Origin of the sequence: Cryobacterium sp. N19, assembly GCF_002929595.1 — a bacterium.
In the GTDB taxonomy this organism is placed as follows: Bacteria; Actinomycetota; Actinomycetes; order Actinomycetales; family Microbacteriaceae; genus Cryobacterium; species Cryobacterium flavum.
The window spans coordinates 61,260-77,726 of record NZ_PJJR01000052.1; the positions used below are offsets into that span (position 1 = coordinate 61,260).

15 protein-coding genes are annotated in these 16,467 nt (G+C 67.0%); 3 read left to right on the top strand and 12 right to left on the bottom strand.

What is annotated here, in order from left to right:
- Nucleotides 1-36 precede the first annotated feature (36 nt).
- A complete protein-coding gene (locus tag CXY78_RS13905; protein ID WP_233197218.1) occupies nucleotides 37-189 on the top strand; it encodes a DUF1304 family protein in 153 nt (50 codons plus the stop codon).
- A 252-nt stretch (nucleotides 190-441) separates the two neighbouring features.
- Nucleotides 442-4,386 (top strand): LamG-like jellyroll fold domain-containing protein, encoded by a 3,945-nt coding sequence (locus tag CXY78_RS13910; RefSeq protein WP_104089864.1) that lies wholly within the window; start codon nucleotides 442-444, stop codon nucleotides 4,384-4,386.
- Nucleotides 4,387-4,407: 21 nt separating this feature from the next.
- On the opposite strand, the gene CXY78_RS13915 is transcribed toward CXY78_RS13910, so the two are convergent.
- From CXY78_RS13915 to hemE, 12 genes are all read right to left on the bottom strand, one after another.
- Nucleotides 4,408-4,758 carry a hypothetical protein gene (locus CXY78_RS13915; protein ID WP_092338614.1) on the bottom strand — a complete coding sequence of 117 codons (351 nt, stop codon included), beginning with the start codon at nucleotides 4,756-4,758 and terminating at the stop codon, nucleotides 4,408-4,410.
- A 136-nt stretch (nucleotides 4,759-4,894) separates the two neighbouring features.
- The gene (hemL, locus tag CXY78_RS13920; protein WP_233197217.1) at nucleotides 4,895-6,268 is read right to left on the bottom strand and encodes a glutamate-1-semialdehyde 2,1-aminomutase; all 1,374 of its coding nucleotides are present in this window, start codon (nucleotides 6,266-6,268) and stop codon (nucleotides 4,895-4,897) included.
- Nucleotides 6,265-7,248, bottom strand: a complete 984-nt coding sequence (hemB, locus tag CXY78_RS13925; protein ID WP_104089866.1) for a porphobilinogen synthase — start codon at nucleotides 7,246-7,248, stop codon at nucleotides 6,265-6,267. The genes hemL and hemB overlap by 4 nt, the downstream gene beginning before the upstream one ends.
- Before the next feature lie 57 nt (nucleotides 7,249-7,305).
- Nucleotides 7,306-8,082, bottom strand: a complete 777-nt coding sequence (locus CXY78_RS13930) for a uroporphyrinogen-III synthase (RefSeq protein ID WP_104090172.1) — start codon at nucleotides 8,080-8,082, stop codon at nucleotides 7,306-7,308.
- Between the two features lie 17 nt (nucleotides 8,083-8,099).
- Entirely contained in the window at nucleotides 8,100-9,053 is a 954-nt protein-coding gene (gene hemC, locus CXY78_RS13935; RefSeq protein WP_104089867.1) for a hydroxymethylbilane synthase, read from the bottom strand.
- Nucleotides 9,050-10,174, bottom strand: coding sequence for a ferrochelatase (locus CXY78_RS13940; protein ID WP_092338608.1), 1,125 nt, complete (start codon nucleotides 10,172-10,174; stop codon nucleotides 9,050-9,052). Before CXY78_RS13940 ends, hemC begins: the two co-directional genes overlap by 4 nt.
- The gene (gene hemQ, locus CXY78_RS13945; protein ID WP_092338606.1) at nucleotides 10,174-10,926 is read right to left on the bottom strand and encodes a hydrogen peroxide-dependent heme synthase; all 753 of its coding nucleotides are present in this window, start codon (nucleotides 10,924-10,926) and stop codon (nucleotides 10,174-10,176) included. The genes CXY78_RS13940 and hemQ overlap by 1 nt, the downstream gene beginning before the upstream one ends.
- An 83-nt stretch (nucleotides 10,927-11,009) precedes the next feature.
- The gene (locus CXY78_RS13950) at nucleotides 11,010-11,291 is read right to left on the bottom strand and encodes a hypothetical protein (protein WP_233206196.1); all 282 of its coding nucleotides are present in this window, start codon (nucleotides 11,289-11,291) and stop codon (nucleotides 11,010-11,012) included.
- The gene (locus tag CXY78_RS13955) at nucleotides 11,278-11,697 is read right to left on the bottom strand and encodes a phage holin family protein (protein WP_092338604.1); all 420 of its coding nucleotides are present in this window, start codon (nucleotides 11,695-11,697) and stop codon (nucleotides 11,278-11,280) included. Before CXY78_RS13955 ends, CXY78_RS13950 begins: the two co-directional genes overlap by 14 nt.
- Before the next feature lie 69 nt (nucleotides 11,698-11,766).
- Complete coding sequence (locus CXY78_RS13960) at nucleotides 11,767-12,141, bottom strand: hypothetical protein (protein ID WP_174774965.1); 375 nt, start codon at nucleotides 12,139-12,141, stop codon at nucleotides 11,767-11,769.
- A 122-nt stretch (nucleotides 12,142-12,263) separates the two neighbouring features.
- Nucleotides 12,264-13,868, bottom strand: a complete 1,605-nt coding sequence (locus CXY78_RS13965) for an NAD(P)/FAD-dependent oxidoreductase (protein ID WP_104089869.1) — start codon at nucleotides 13,866-13,868, stop codon at nucleotides 12,264-12,266.
- Between the two features lie 10 nt (nucleotides 13,869-13,878).
- Nucleotides 13,879-15,000, bottom strand: coding sequence for a uroporphyrinogen decarboxylase (hemE, locus tag CXY78_RS13970; protein WP_092338601.1), 1,122 nt, complete (start codon nucleotides 14,998-15,000; stop codon nucleotides 13,879-13,881).
- A gap of 72 nt (nucleotides 15,001-15,072) precedes the next feature.
- On the opposite strand from hemE, the gene CXY78_RS13975 reads away from it, so the two are divergent.
- On the top strand, nucleotides 15,073-16,440 hold the full coding sequence (locus CXY78_RS13975) for a glutamyl-tRNA reductase (RefSeq protein ID WP_104089871.1): 1,368 nt from the start codon (nucleotides 15,073-15,075) through the stop codon (nucleotides 16,438-16,440).
- The last annotated feature ends 27 nt before the right edge of the window (nucleotides 16,441-16,467 follow it).

The window sequence follows — 16,467 nt, forward strand, 5'->3', positions numbered from 1 at the left end:
CTGCCACTGCCCCCGCCCCGACCCGCCATCAAACCGATGGCGTACAACCAGGGCTTCTACAACCTGTTCCTGGGCATCGGCGCTGTCGTGGGCCTCGGCTTGCACTTCGGCGGCCTCCCCGAAGCGGGCCTCGCGCTCGCGTTGTTCACGACCGCATCGATGGTGCTCGCTATGCTCGCGCGGCATTGATTCAGGGCACGCTTCCGCTGATCGGCTTCGTGCTGTTCTTGTTCGCGTAGCTGGTCGGTTACGCCGTGGTCTCGACCGTGATCGGCCGTTCCGTGAGCTGGAAGAAAGACGTCACCTAGCGAAACCCCCTAATTCAGCGACCATTCCACCCCCCGTTTGGGGGAGTTACTGCCCTGAGAATCCCTCACTAAGCTCCGATCTGTGCGGTGGCGACCCTGCGGCTGCGAATACAGTCAAAGTGAGGCACCTCTGGTGAGTGAGCTATTTTCTGCCCAAAATCGGTTCCTGGCCGTGGTTGCAACTGCCGCACTCGTTTCCGGGGTGCTCGCGGGGCCACTGACAGCGAGCGCCGACAGCCTCCCTGCGGATGCGACATCCCCCGTGACGGTATCGGCGGACTCGCTCCCCACCGCGCAAATCAACGGGGTCGTCTGGACCCAACTCATTGTGGGCGACACCGTCTATGTCGGGGGCGAGTTCACCCGCTCACGACCAGCCGGTTCCGCCGTCGGCGTGAACGAGGTCATACGCAACAACCTGCTGGCCTACAACCTCACCACCGGCGTTCTGGTCGCATCCTTCAACCCCAACGTCAACGGCGCTGTCCGCGCCCTGACCGTATCTACCGACGGGTCGCGGCTGTTCGCCGCAGGCGCTTTCACGAGCGTGGGTGGCTCCAGCCGGTCTCGCATAGCCGCGTTCGACACGACGAGCGGCACGCTCATTCCCGGCTGGGCACCGGTTATCAACGCGGGCGTCAAAGCGCTCACCTTTGCGGGCAACAGCGTCTACGCGGGCGGCTCGTTCACGTCGGCAGGCGGTCAGCCCCGCGCGAGGATGGCGGCGTTCAATGGCGCCACCGGCGCCCTGCAATCCTGGTCGGGCACGCCGGCCGGTGGCAACATCAATGCCCTCGTCGCCTCTCCCGACGGAAGCAAGGTCGTCATCGGCGGCTCATTCACGACCTATAACGGCAGCTCCAACCCCGGATACGGGATGGCCGCAACCGATTCCATAACCGGCGCTTCCCTGCCGTGGAAGATCAACAATCTGATTCGTAACGGTGGCAGCCAGGCCGCCATCCTGAGCCTGACCGGATCGGCCGACGGCGTGTTCGGCACCGGCTACGTCTTCGGCAGCGGCGGCAATCTCGAGGGAACATTCCGTGCCAGCTGGGACGATGGCAGTCTGATCTGGGTCGAAGACTGCCACGGCGACACCTACTCTGCTGTGCCGGCCGGCGACAAGGTGTACACGACCGAGCACGCGCATTACTGCGGCAACATTGGCGGCTTCGAGCAATCCGAGCCGTGGACCTACCACCGTACCCTGGCCTTCAGCATGGATGTCGGCGGCGCCATCACGGCCGACAAGCACGGCTACTACAACTTCGAGGGCACCCCTCGGCCTAACCTGCTGGCGTTTTATCCCGACATCAACACCGGCACCTTCACCGGGCAAGGCCAGGGTCCGTGGCAGGTGACAGCCAATGCCCAGTACCTGCTCTACGGCGGCGAATTCACGACCGTGAACAACAAACGCCAACAGGGCCTGGCCCGGTTCGCCGTGCCCACCATCGCCCCGAATAAGGAAGGACCGCGTGTCGCCAACGCCGCCTTCGCCCCCTCGGCATTCGTGCCATCGGTCGCCTCGTTCGTGAGCGGAACAGCACGTCTGAGCTGGAAGTCAGCCTACGATCGCGACAACGAGAAACTCACCTATGAAGTACTGCGGGATGGTGTCGCCGTCACCAGCATTCAGGGACTCTCCTCCGACTGGAATCGACCGACGCTCTCGTACTCCGACACCGGGCTCACGCCGGGGCAGAGTTACTCCTATCGAATTCGGGTCACCGACCCGTTCGGTAATATGCAAACCGGCGGCACGGCCAGCGTCACCATCGCCTCCGGCAGCCTCAGCGACTATTCTGCGGACATCCTTGCGGACTCGCCCCGATCGTATTGGCCGCTGAATGAGGCATCCGGTGCCACGGCCTTCGACTGGACCGGCGGCGCCGACCTGACCCGAAACGCCGGAGTCAGCCCCGGTGTTCCCGGCCCAATCGAGGGCACGGCCACCCCGGCGAGCCGCTTCGACGGCACGGAGACCGGATTCGCCTCGACCAACAACGCCCAGAGCCCCTCGAATTCGTTCAGCGTCGAGACCTGGGTGAAAACCGACAGCACACAGGGCGGCAAGATCATCGGGTTCGGCAACAGCGCTACCGGCCAGAGCACCGGTTATGACCGGCACGTGTACATGGACACGGGCGGTCGTGTCTGGTTCGGTGTCTACCCGGGCGGGGCGCAGACGATCACGTCGCCTGCCTCCTACAACGATGGCCAGTGGCATCACATCGTGGCCAGTTTGAGCAACTCCGGCATGTCGCTGTCGATTGACGGCAAGAAGGTTGCGCAACGTGCCAACGTCACGTCGGGGCAGGACTACCAGGGTTTCTGGCGCATTGGCGGGGACAGTCTCAATGGCTGGCCGGGCCAGCCCACGAGCGCGTTCATTGCCGCCGACATTGCCCAGGTCGCCGTGTACTCCACTCCCCTCACGCAGAACCAGATCGTGGCGCACTTCGTGGCCTCCGGCCGAACGAGCCCCGTCGCATCCGCTCCAACCGACGCCTACGGCGCGGCCGTCTACAACGCTGAACCTGACTTGTACTGGCGTCTGGGTGAGTCGAGTGGAACGAAAGCAATCGACTCATCGGCTTCGAATCAGCCTGGAACCTACTCGGGCTCGGTCAGGCTCGGCACTGACGGACTGGTCAACGGCACGAGCAACACGGCCGCTTCGTTTAGCGGCGGGATCGTCAGCAGTGACACCCGGATTGATGCTCCCGACAGCTATGCGCTCGAGGCCTGGTTCAGCACGACGACAACTCAGGGTGGAAAGATCATCGGCTTCGGAAGCGCTTCGACCGGATTATCGGACAACTATGATCGACACGTCTACCTGCAAGACGACGGTCGCCTGGTCTTTGGCACCTGGACCGGGCAGACCAACACCATCGTGACCGGCGCCAGCTACAACGATGGAGCGCCGCACTACGTGCTCGCCCAGCAGTCCACTGCTGGGATGGCGCTTTATGTTGATGGCACCCTCGTCGGTACGAATCCGCAATCGGGTGCCCAGGGGTACCCCGGATATTGGCGCATCGGCGGCGACAACACGTGGAACTCGTCGAGCCCGTGGTTCGTCGGCACCATCGACGATGTCGCCGTCTATCCGCGTCCGCTCAGCGGCACCGTGATCGCGCAACACTATTCGCTCGGCACCGCCACGCCCGTACCGCAGAACGTGGCGCCGACCGCCGCGTTTACCGTGGCCACCGACCAGCTTGCGGTTTCAGCGGATGCCTCGCTTTCGGCAGATTCCGACGGGACCATCACCGGATTCGCCTGGTCTTGGGGTGACGACGCCACCAGCGCCGGCCAGACCGCGCAGCATTCCTATGCCGCTGCCGGAACCTACTCGATCAGTTTGACCGTCACGGACAATGACGGCGCCACCGACACGACCACGCGTTCGGTCACGGTCTCAGTGCCGCCACCGGTGCCCGCCGGCATCGCAGCGGATGCCTTCACTCGCGACGTCAGCCGAGGACTCGGCTCGGCCGATATCGGCGGCGCCTGGACCACGACCGGCACAGTCAGCAACTATTCGGTGACCGCTGGCGCCGCTAACCTGCGTGTGGCCGCCGGAGGAACGGCGAACGGCTATCTGGCTGGCGTCTCCTCGGAGAGCACCGATCTAACCGTCACCACGTCACTGCAACAGGCGACGACGGGAGCCGGCACCTACGTGTCACTGATCGGCCGGCGCGTCGGCACCGACGACTATCGGGCGCGGGTCAAAGTTCTCGCGACCGGCGCCGTGCAGCTGCAGCTCATGCGCGGCGGCACCACCCTGCAAGCGAACACTATCGCCGGGCTGAGCTACGCCACCAACGATCAGTTGCACGTGCGGTTGCAAGTTTTCGGTACGGCGCCGACGACGATTCGGGCCAAAGTGTGGGCGGCGGGCACCATGGAGCCCACGACCTGGCCGCTCAGCCGCACAGACGCAATAGCCGCCCTGCAGCAGGCCGGCTCGATTGGGTTGTCCGCCTATATCAGCGGGTCGGCGACGACACCGATGACGGTTTCCTTTGACGATCTCTCCGCGATCGCGGTGACGCAGCCGTAGCCGTAACGTCAGCTGCCGGAATTAGGCCGGCAACTTGAGCGAGTCGACGAAATCGGCCGCGTGCTGGCTGGTGAGGATGACGCGGGCGAATTCTTCGTTGACCAGGTCGATCACCACGGCCGGGCGGTGACGCTTGATCGAGACAAAGTCCTTGCCGCCGTGAAACTTCCAGGTTCCGGCGGCCACGACGAGCGGAACGATCGAGCCAAGAGCGCGAATCCCGCGCAGCCAGATCCACGGATCCTCGGTGATGATCACCGAGCGGATGTTCTCTCGCTGCACCACGATCGACTCACGTCTAAGCGCGAGGGTTCTTTCCGCGCGCGTCAGGTGGATCTCGAGCCGGTCGGAATGCACGCTCAGGGAAGCCATTGTTCCAGTCTGCCCGGTTTCGACCGAAAACCTGTTGTCTGACGCGAACAAAAGCCGTGACGTGCCAACGCAGGATCTCTCCAACGCGAGCGGATGAGCGTGGCGAGCCACGCTCATCCGTCTGGTTAATTGCAGATCAACCCTGGGGCGTAGCGGCGGCCGCCGCCTTGGCCGCAGCGGGAAGTGCCTCGAAAATGCGACCGATGGCGCTCTGGTCGTGGGCGTCCGAGACGAACCAGGCCTCGAACACGCTCGGCGGCAACGAAACACCGCCGTCGAGCATGGCGTGGAAGAACGGTGCGTAGCGAAACGCCTCCTGGCGCTGCACGTCGGCGTAGGTGCGCGGGGCTGAGCCCTGCGCCTCCTCGCCGAACACGAAGCTGAACAGATTGCCGGCCCGCTGCACCCGGTGTGCGACGCCCTCGGCCGCGAGGGACGCTGACACAGCCTCCGAGAGGATGATGGCGGTCGCGTTGAGCCGGTCGTACACGCTCTCGTCGAGCAGATTGAGCGTTGCGATGCCGGCCGCGACCGCGACCGGGTTACCGGAGAGGGTTCCGGCCTGGTAGACCGGGCCGGTCGGTGCGAGAAAGTCCATCACGTCGGCTCGGCCACCGAGGGCTGCGACGGGCAGTCCGCCGCCGATGATCTTGCCGAAGGCGAGCAGGTCGGGCGTGTAGAACTCTTCCCCGGCCGACTCGAGGCTGCTGGTCTCCAGGCCCCAGAAACCGGAGCGACTGACGCGAAAGCCGGTGAGTACCTCGTCGAGGATGAGCAGGGCGCCGTTGGAGTGCGCGATCCCGGACAGCGCGGCGTTGAACCCGGCATCCGGGGCGACGACACCCATGTTGGCGGCGGCGGCTTCGGTGATGATGGCGGCGATTCGACCGGGATGTGCCTCGAACGCAGCCCGCACGGCGTCGAGGTCGTTGTACGGCAGCACGAGAGTCTGTGCCGCCGTGGCGGCGGTGACGCCGGCCGAGCCGGGCAGAGCCAGCGTGGCGAGGCCGGAGCCGGCCTGGGCGAGCAGGCCGTCGGAGTGGCCGTGATAGTGACCGGCGAACTTGATCAGCAGGTCACGACCGGTAAACCCACGGGCCAGGCGAATGGCGGTCATGGTGGCTTCAGTGCCGGTGGAGACCAGACGCAGCTTTTCGACCGCGCCGACCCGCTCAGCGACGAGCTCGGCCAGTTCAGTCTCGGCCGGCGTTGATGCGCCGAACGAAAGCCCGAGGGCGGCGGCATCCTGAACGGCCTTGATGACCTCGGGGTGCGCGTGGCCGAGAATCGCCGGTCCCCACGAATTGACCAGGTCGACGTACTCGCGGCCGTCGGAGTCGGTGACGTAGGCGCCGGCCGCCTTCACCAGGAAGAGCGGGGTGCCGCCGACCGAGCCGAAGGCGCGTACCGGCGAGTTGACCCCGCCGGGAATCACTCGGCGGGCGCGGTCGAACAGTTCGTCATTGTGGGTGGGTGCGTGCTCCACGGGTGTCGACATCGTGTTGGTCATGCTCGCTCCTCCTTGAGCCAGGTGGCCAGTTCAACGGCCCAATAGGTAAGTACGGCGTCGGCTCCGGCCCGGCGGATGCTGAGGACCGACTCTTCGACGGCGCGGCGGCGGTCGATCCAGCCCTGAGCGGCAGCGGCCTCTATCATGGCGTATTCGCCGGAAACTTGATATGCCCAAACCGGAATATTGCTCATGGCGGCAACTTCGGCGAGCACGTCGAGGTAGCTGCCGGCCGGCTTGACCATGACGATGTCGGCGCCTTCGTCGATGTCGAGCTGGGCCTCACGCACACCCTCGCGCCGGTTGGCCGGGTCAAGTTGGTAGGTGCGGCGGTCGCCGACCAGGGTGGAGGCGACGGCTTCGCGGAACGGGCCGTAGAAGGCGGAGGCGTACTTGGCCGAATAGGCGAGCACGGCGGTGTCTTCGAAGCCGTTGAGGTCGAGGGTTCCCCGCACGGCGGCGACCTGACCGTCCATCATTCCCGAGAGACCGAGCAGGGCGGAACCCGCCGCGGCCTGAGCCAGCGCCATGTCGCGGTAACGCTCGAGGGTGGCATCGTTGTCGACGTGGCCGTCGGCCGCGAGCACGCCGCAGTGACCGTGATCGGTGAATTCGTCGAGACACAGGTCGGTCTGCACGACGAGCGCGTCACCGATCTCGTCGACCAGTGCGCGGGTGGCGAGGTTGAGGATTCCCTTAGGGTCGGTCGCGCCGGTACCAATCGCATCCCGCACTTCGGGCACGCCGAACAGCATGACACCGCCCACGCCGGCCTCGGCTGCCTGCACCACAGCGCGTCGGGCGCTATCGATGCTGTGCTGCACGACGCCGGGCATCGAGCTGATCGGGCGTTGCTCATCGCCTTCGCGCACGAACATAGGGAGAACGAGCTCCGCCGGGTGGACACGAATTTCACTGGCCAGGCGACGAAGCGCGGGGCTGGTGCGCAGGCGTCGGGGGCGAATAACGGGGTTGGTCACCCCTGTACCTTACGCCGCCAGGCTGTACGTTTCGTTATCCGCTCGTTACCTGCTCGGTCAGGCCGCCGGGGCGGCTCCCGCGAGCGCCGCGTCGACGAGTGCTTCGATCAGCGACTCGGCACTGCGTTCGGAGGCGACAACGTCGACGCGCAGTCCCAGGGCCCGCGAGTCCTTCGCCGTCTGCGGACCGATGCAGGCTACGAGTGTGCGGTCAGGAATGTCGCCAAACTGCTCGCGCACCTGGCGTGCGACGCTGCCGCTCGTCACGAGAACGGCGTGCACGAGGCCCGCTTTCACATCGGCGACGACCTGGTCGCTGACCGGAACACCGATGGTGCGGTAGGCGACGACTGATTGCACGTCGTGGCCGACGCGGCGCAGCCCCTCGGAGAGCAGCGGCTTGGCGATCTCGCTGCGCAGGGTCAGCACGCGTAACGGGATGACCCCGGCCGTAGCGGTCTCCCATTCCTCGAGCAGACCGCGGGCGGAGTTGTCTTCGGAGGGGACGATGTCCACGTGGTATCCGGCCGCGATGAGCGCGGCCGCTGTAGTCTCGCCGACCGCGGCGACGCGTGTTCCCGGTGCGATGATCGCACGGTGCGACGACAGAACGTCGACGGTCGTGGCGCTCGTGATGGTCATCCAGTCGAAATCGCCGGCGGCGAGGCGGGTGAGCGCCGCGTCGAGGGCTGGGGCGTCGTCGGTCGCGGCGAAGTTGATCATGGGGGCGACGATCGGATGCGCACCCTTGGCCCGCAGATTTGCTGCCACCTGGTCTCCCCAAGGTCCGCCGCGCGGAACGAGAACTCGCCAGCCCGCGAGAGGCTTGGTCATTCGATTGGTCACGTGGGTCACTCAGTCACTTTCAGGGGAGAGAACTCGGCCGCGCCACCGGCCAGAAGATCTATGGATACTCGTTCGGCCACGTCGAGCGCGGCTTCGGTGAGGTGGAGGGCGGAGTGCGAATCGGGGGTCGCCGCGTGCGAGCTGGTGACCTTCCGGGAACCGTCAGGGCTGTACACGGTGGCGGTGAGGAAGAGGAGCCCATCGTCGACGACCGCGGTCGCGCCGATCGGTGCTGCGCAGCCGGCTTCGAGGCGGGCCAGCACCGTGCGCTCGGCGGTGGTCGTCGCCTGAGTGGAGGCGTGGTTCATGGCGGCGAGCGCAACGCCGAGCAGGCGTTCCGGTCTGCCGGCGCGCACCTCGATGGCGAGCGCACCCTGGCCCGGAGCGGTCGGCCAGGCCGACAGGTCGAGAAATTCGGGCGCGAGCGAATCGAGCCGACCGAGACGTCCGAGGCCGGCGGCGGCGAGCACGACGGCGTCGAGGTCGCCCTCGGCGACGCGGCCGAGGCGCGTGTCGATGTTGCCGCGAATGTCCACGATCGTGAGGTCGGGGCGACGCTCCAGCAGTTGGGCTACCCGGCGCGGCGAGCCCGTTCCCACACGGGCGCCCCCGGGAAGGGTGTCCAGGGTGAAGCCGGCGCGCGCGCAGAGCACGTCGCGGGCATCCGCTCTCTTGGGGGTTGCGCCGATAACGAGGCCCGGGTGGGGCTCGGTCGGGAGATCCTTGAATGAGTGCACGATAACGTCGCACTCATCGTTCAGCAGGGCTTCGCGCAGGGCACTCGCGAACACGCCGGTGCCGCCGAGGCTCGAGAGCGGTTCGGTCGACGTGTCGCCGTGCGTGGTGACGCGCACGATCTCGACCTCGACACCGGCCGAAGCCGCGATGCGGTTGACGATGGTCTGGGTCTGCGCGAGCGCCAGGGCGCTCGCGCGGGTGCCCACGCGGATCACGGTCATGGCGCCATTCCGGCGACGGCCGGCTTGAAGCCGAGGCGCACGTTCTCACAGCAACCGGGGCGACAAACGTCGTACCAGGGTCCGAGAGTGGTCTCGGCCGGGCGGTCTTCCACCGGGGTGTCGTTCAGGCGTTCCTCGATCAGGTCGACGAGGCCGCTGACGAAGTCGGGCGACACACCGGGGGTCGGCACACGCACCGCCGTGATGCCGAACTTCTCGCTCGTCTCCATCGCCTCGTTATCGAGGTCCCACATAACCTCCATGTGGTCGCTCACGAAACCGAGCGGCACGATGATGACGGCACGGATGCCGCGGGCCGGCAGCAGGGCGATCGCGTCGTTGATGTCGGGTTCGAGCCACGGCATGCTGGGCGGGCCGCTGCGGGACTGGTAGACAAGCTGCCACTGCGTCTTGAGCGGCACCGAGGAATCGTCCGGTTCCACGAGGGAGTCCATGACGACCTGGGCAACGGCGCGGTGCTGGGCCTCGTAGGCACCGCCCTCGCTGAAGCCGCGCTCGGGCGGGCCACTCTTGTTCGCATCGGTCATCGGGATGGAGTGGGTCGAGAACAGGATCTCGACCTCGGTGTCGACGTTTATGCCGGGGACAGCTGCCACGACGTCAGCCAGTCCCTGGGTCACGCCGGTGATGAACGGGGTCACGAAACCAGGGTGGTCGAAGAACTGGCGGATCTTGTCGATGTGCACCGTGTCGTTCAGGCCCTTGTCGGTCAGCGCGGCGGCGAAGTCTTCACGGTACTGGCGGCATCCGCTGTAGGAACTGTACGCACTGGTCGCGATGGCGAGCAGGCGATTCTGGCCGGCCTCGTGCGCCTCACTGATCGTGTCTTTCAAGTACGGCGCCCAGTTGCGGTTGCCCCAGATCACGGGCAGGTCGATGCCGCGCCGGTCGAGCTCCACCTGCAGTGCCGCTTTGAGCACGCGGTTCTGGTCGTTGATCGGGCTGATGCCGCCGAAGTGGCGATAGTGCGTGGCGACCTCTTCGAGGCGTTCCTCGGGGATGCCGCGGCCTCCGGTCACGTTGCGGAGGAATGGGATCACGTCGTCCTGGCCTTCGGGTCCGCCGAAACCGGCCAGCAGGACGGCGTCGTACTGTGCCATTACTGCAGCACCTCGACGAGCTCTGCGGTCGAGATTCGGCGTCCGGTGAAGAACGGGATCTCCTCCCGCACGTGGCGGCGGGCTTCAGTGTCGCGCAGGCCGCGCATCAGGTCGACGAGTTCGGTGAGTTCGTCGCTCTCGATCGGCAGCAGCCATTCGTAGTCGCCGAGGGCGAAGGCCGAGACAGTGTTGGCGATGGCTCCGCGGTAGGCGGCACCCTTGCGGCCGTGGTCGGCAAGCATGCGACTGCGGTCTTCCTCGGGAAGCAGGTACCACTCGAAGCTGCGCACGAAGGGATAGATGGTGAGCCAGGCCTTCGGCTCGATGCCGCGCAGAAAGCCGGGCACGTGGCTCTTGTTGAATTCGGCGTCGCGGTGCACGCCCATGGCATTCCAGGTGGGCAGCAGGCTCTTGAGCAGGCGGCTGCGGCGCAGTTCGCGGTTGGCCCATTGCAGGGTTTCAGCCTCGGGCGCATGGGTCCAGATCATGACGTCAGCGTCGGCCTTGAGGCCGGAGACATCGTAGAAGCCGCGCACGGTGACGCCCTCGGCTTCGATCAGGGCCAGCACATCGTCGAGCTCGTTCACGGCGTGCGGTACATCGCGGCCGTCGAGGTCGTCGGGATTGTGCGGATCTTTTCGCAGAACGGTAAAGAGGGTGAAGCCTTGCGGCGAAGCCGCGGGTACCTCGGAATCGGTGGGGGTGGTGGGCTGAACGCTGGGTACTGCCTCTCCGGCAGCCGGGTGAGTCATGGTTCTAGTTTGCTCTGTATTGCGCCCGGCACCAAAATGAGCCCACCGGTTCCTGTGAACCGACCGAGCGGGCCTGGTGGGAACTAGCGGTTCTTGGCCACCGCTGAGGCTCCGAACCAGACGATAACGCCCACGACGGTCGCCGCTCCGACGGCAATGCCCACGAGAGCGGCCGGACTGTCTTCGCCGAGCTGGCGCAGGGCGTCGGAGAGCTGACGCCGTTTGATGCGCAGCTGTTTGGGCAAGTTGAACTTGTACTCGATCGCGTCGAGCGTCGAGGCGAGTTCGGCCCGCGCGTGCCGCGCTTCGGCACGAAGATCGCCGATGCCGTGCTTCTCGGTTTGCGTGCCGCTATTTGGTGTCATATTCGCCAACTCCCTTGAATGCATCTGCGTCCAGGCGGATGCTCGCGTGCACGCCCTCGGGGTCTGGTTTCGTGGCTGCCTTCACCCGATTGACACCGATGAGCACGAGGATGACGGCGAGCAGCACGAGCGCCACCGCCACGATGAGGGTGGCCAGCCAGAGCGGCAACACCAGAGCCAGCGCGATCACCGCGAGGGCGACGAACACTCCGAGTGCAAAAAAGAGGATGGCTCCTGCCACGATGAAGAGGGCAGCACCAACCCCGAAGTTCTTGGCCTTCGTGGCGAACTCGGCCTTGAAGGCATCCAGTTCGGCTTTGACGAGGGCACTGATCTGGCCGGGCAGCTCCCCGATCAGGGCGAGCAACGGGCGTTTGCTCTTCGGGTTGAATCCACTGCTAGTCACGGATTGCCTTCCCTAGGTTCGGGTGTCGGTGTTTCGGGTGTCTGAGAATTCTACGAGTTACCGTCGGGCTTACTGCGCGTCGGAATCGTCTTCGACGGGCTTGGCTTTAGGGGTCGCTTTTGGCTTCGGCTTTGCGGCGGCCGTTCGACTCGTGGTCGTGCTCGCCTTGGCGGCTGGGGTGGTCACGGCGGGGGTGGAAGCCTGCTTTTTCTTCGCGACCGCCTGGTTGACCGCTTTCTTGCCGGCCTTATACAGGGTGGAGGGAACGTCTCCAACCAGATCGAGGGCGGCATCGCGCACCTCGGTCACCCGGCGCTGCACAGGTTTGGCGTTCCAGAGATCATTGGCAGCGGCGGCGATCTGGTCGTAGCGTTTGCGGCCGGCGCGTGCACCGAGCACGTAGCCGACGAGTCCGCCCGTGATGAACAGAAGCTTTCCGCGCATTGAGTCTCCACTTTCGTAAGGTCTCCCCAGAGTAACCCGGTTCGCCGTTTCGGTCTCGGGTGCGCCCGGGTATGTCACACCGCGCTCGTATCAATACAGGAAGTGCACAGTTTCGGCGTCCGCTAGAGGTCAGGGGCGGTGATGGTCAGGCCGAGGGCGGCGTGCCGAATGCGGTCGCCGGCCTCGAGGGCGTGCGGGATGACCGAGGCGAGGCCGGTTCCGGCCAGCCAAGCACCGGTGATCTCCAGTGCGGGCGTCGCGGCCACGGCCTCGTGCACCAGCTGGGCGCGTTCGGGCGCACCGAGAGTGGCCGGTGACAGCGCGTCACGCCACTCGGTGCGGGCGAAGGCGCGCACGCAGCCGGCCGGAAGCGGCACACCGAGCAGGGTGGCAGCATCGTGCAGGGCGAGCGCCTGCAGTTCAACATCGCTGAGGTCATCGGTCGGGTTGGGGTGACCCGCCCGGCCATAGGACAGCCGCACGACATGCCGGCCGGGGCCGGCCGCGTCGGCGACCCAGGCCCACTTTGCGGTGACGTGCGTGAGCGCCTTCGCGGTGACATCGGGGGCGTCGATCGAGACGAGCACGCCGGTGCCGCGCGGGTGAGCGTCGAGGGCGGGCGCATCGAGCACGAGCGAGGTGAGGGTCACCGCGGTCGGGGCCGGCCAGTCGAGTTCGGCGAGCGCATCGAACCGGGCGCCGAGCGGATTGACCAGTCGCAGCGCCTGGGCTCCCTGAGTCGCGATGATGACGTAGCGGGCGGTGATGGTCTGGGTCGTGGTGCCGACGTCGGCGGGGTCAGCCGAGTCGATCGGGTCAGCCGGGTCGGCGGGCGCGGCATCCGCGGGGCGCGTGACGGTGACGGACCAGGTCGGCGCATCGTCGGTACCGGAGCGAGCCAGGGTCTCGGCCGTCGTGCCGGTGAGGATGCTCACGTTGTGGCGCTCGAGGGCGGTCACGATGGCTGCGGGCAGGCTGGCCATGCCGCCGAGCAGCCCGCCGACGTTGGAGCCGGCGGGCGCGCCGGACCGCAGGGCTGAGACGGCGCCGGAGAGCGAGCCGGCGGTGGTGAGGGCGCGGTTGAGTCCGGGGGCGACGACGTCGATTTCGAGGTCGACGGCGCTCGTCGTGTAGACGCCGGAGGCAACCGGTTCGACCAGGCGGTCGAGTACTCGCGCGCCCATGCGCTTTTTCACGAGGTCGCCGAGGCTGTGCTCCCGGCCGATGGTGAGCACCGGCATGAGCCGGTCGAGGTAGGCGCGGAGCGACCCCTTCCAGCCGATCACGCGGCGCACGTCGTCGGCGAGTGGGGAACCGGGAATTCCGAGAACGCCGGCCTTGGGGAGCGGAACGCTCACCGAGGCATCCGCTGACGGGCGTTGCAGGGCGGTTCCGGCGGCGACCTTCTTTGCGCGGGCGCGGGCGCGGGCGCGGGACAGCGAGCCGGAGTCGAGCGCGGGCAGGTGCAGCCAGGCGCCGGCCACGTTGGGGGCGACGATTTGGTCGGTGAGGCCGAGGTCCTCGACGAAAGCGGCGACGGTTCCGCCGCGCACGGCGAAGCTCTCGGCTCCGCTGTCAAGACTGAGCCCGTCGAGAACGTGGCCGGCGACCGGGCCGCCGACGGCATCCGTTGCCTCGATGATGGTGACGGCCAGACCAACCTGAGCGCATTCACGGGCGGCCACCAGACCGGCCACTCCCCCGCCGATCACGAGAACGTCGATCATTCTGTTGCTCCTACTCGGCCGCGCTCACGTCGTGCACGAGGCTGACCAGGCGGGTCAGCACGTCGGGGTCGGTGTCGGGCGGAACGCCGTGGCCGAGGTTGAGTACGTGGGAGGGTGCGCTGCGGCCGCGTTCGAGTACGTCGCGCACGTGCGCTTCGAGCACCGGCCAGGGAGCTGCGAGCAGGGCCGGGTCGACGTTGCCCTGCACCGGAACCGCGCCGCCGAGCCGGCGGTTGGCCTCGTCGAGCGGTACGCGGTAGTCAACGCCAACGACGTCGGCTCCGATGTTGTGCATCTCTTTCAGTAGTTCGCCGGTGCCGACGCCGAAGTGCACGATCGGCACGTTGCGATCAACCGAGACGTCGTCGGCGCCGGGCACCGTGTAGGTGAGATCGCGCACGTGGGCGATCGCCGCAGCCGAGGCTGGAGCAACGGATGCCGCATAGTCGGCCAGCGAGAGCGCTCCGGCCCACGAGTCGAACAGTTGGGCCGCGCTCGCGCCGGCGACCACCTGGGCACGCAGGAACCGGCCGGTGACATCGGCGGTCCAGGCCATGAGCTTTGCCCAGGCCTCAGGCTCGGAGTGCATCAGGGTTCGTGCGTGGATGTGGTCTTTGGAGGGACCGCCCTCGACCAGGTAGGCGGCGAGGGTGAACGGGGCACCGGCGAAGCCGATCAGCGGGGTCGACCCGAGCTGCGAGACCGCCAGGGCCACGGCGCCCCGAATCGGCGCGAGGGCCTCCTCCAGAGTGGCGGGGTCGAGGGAGGTGAGTTCGTCGACATCCGCTCTGGTGCGCACGGCCTTGCCGAGAACGGGACCCTTGCCGGCCACGATCGACACGTCGACCCCGACGAGCTTCAGGGGAACGACGATGTCGCTGAAGAAGATTGCCGCGTCGACGTTGTGGCGGCGCACCGGCTGCAGCGAGATCTCACTCGCCAGTTCGGGGTCGAGGCACACGTCGAGCATGCGCGTTCCGACCCGCAATTCGCGGTATTCGGGCAGCGATCGCCCGGCCTGGCGCATGAACCACACCGGGGTCACGGCGGGCCGGGTGCCCTGGTAGGCCTGGATCAGGCGGGAGTCGGCGGTGAGGCCGGAGGAGAGTGGATGCTGCGCGTCGAGGATCATCACGCCCATTCTCTCAAATATCCCTGACGGCGCGCGACGGAAGCGTACAGCAAGAAGTCGTAGAATCGGCTAGTGCTCATTCTTCTTTCCGCCAGCCACAAAAACTCCACCTTCGATGTGCTGGAGAAATTGTCTGTGGGCGGGGGCTCTTCGGCCACCCGCATGGTTGAGCAGCATGGGCCACTCAGCGGTGCCGTCGTCGTCGCGACCTGCAACCGCTTCGAGGCCTACCTCGACCTGGATGAGCCCTACGGCGTGTCGCCGCTGCCCGCCGTCTACGCCGCGATTGAGGCCGTGAGCGCCTCGAGCGGCCTCGATATCGACGTTCTGCGCGACAATCTCACCCTCGTGCACGGCAATGGCGTGGCCGAGCACCTGTTCGCGGTGACCAGCGGGCTCGAATCCGTCGTCGTCGGCGAGGTCGAAATCGCCGGCCAAGTGCGCCGCGCGCTCGAGCAGGCTCGCGCCGACGGCACCACGAGCCCCGAGCTCGAGCGTCTGTTTCAGCGGGCCTCGCAGACCTCGCGCGGCGTGAAGAACCGCACCGGCATCGGATCGGCCGGCCGCTCGATCGTGCGCCTCGCCCTCGAGCTGGCCGAAAGCCGGGTCAGCGACTGGTCCAGCGCTCGCGTGCTTTTGGTCGGCACCGGACGCTATGCCGGCGCCTCGCTGGCCGCCCTGCGTGACCGCGGAGCCGAGAACGTGCGCGTGTACTCGCCCTCTGGCCGGGCCGTCGGATTCGCCACCTCGCACGACATTGACGCCGTACCCGCCGAGGATTTCGCCGCCGAGGTGGCCCGTGCCGACGTCGTCGTCACCTGCACTCTGCGCGACGACCACGTGATCGATGCCGCCCTGATCGCCCGTGGTCGTGCCGAGATCGGCACGGACCCGTTCGCCATTGCTGGCGCCACCGCCGACGCTCCCGCCCGGCTGTGCCCGGCCGACTCAGGACCCGAAGCACCGCCGCAGCTCATCATCGACCTCGGCCTGCCCCGCAACGTCGCCCCCGATGTCACCCTGGTTCCCGGCGTCGAGCTTCTCGACCTCGAGACCATCAGCATCCACGCCCCGCTCGAAGAGCTCAACGCCACGACCGAGGCCCGCGAAATCGTCGGCAAGGCGGCCCGCAAGTTCTCCGATGTTGCCGAAGAACAGAGCCTCACCCCGGCCGTCGTCGCCCTGCGCAGCTACGTGTTCGAGCTGCGCGACGCCGAGATCGCCCGGGCTCGCAGCCGCGGCGACTCGAGTGAGGCCACCGAGTCGGCCCTGCGTCACTTGGCCGGCGTGCTGCTGCACACCCCCATGGTGCGCGCCCGCGACCTGGCCCGCGCCGGCGAGCAAGACGCCTACCTGACCGGCCTCGACGCCCTGTTCGGCATCGACGTCACACTGCCCGTCGCCGGTACAGCGGATGCCGCCGGCTCCATAGCTTCCTAGCTGAGCTCCCCGGTTCAAGGGGCCGAA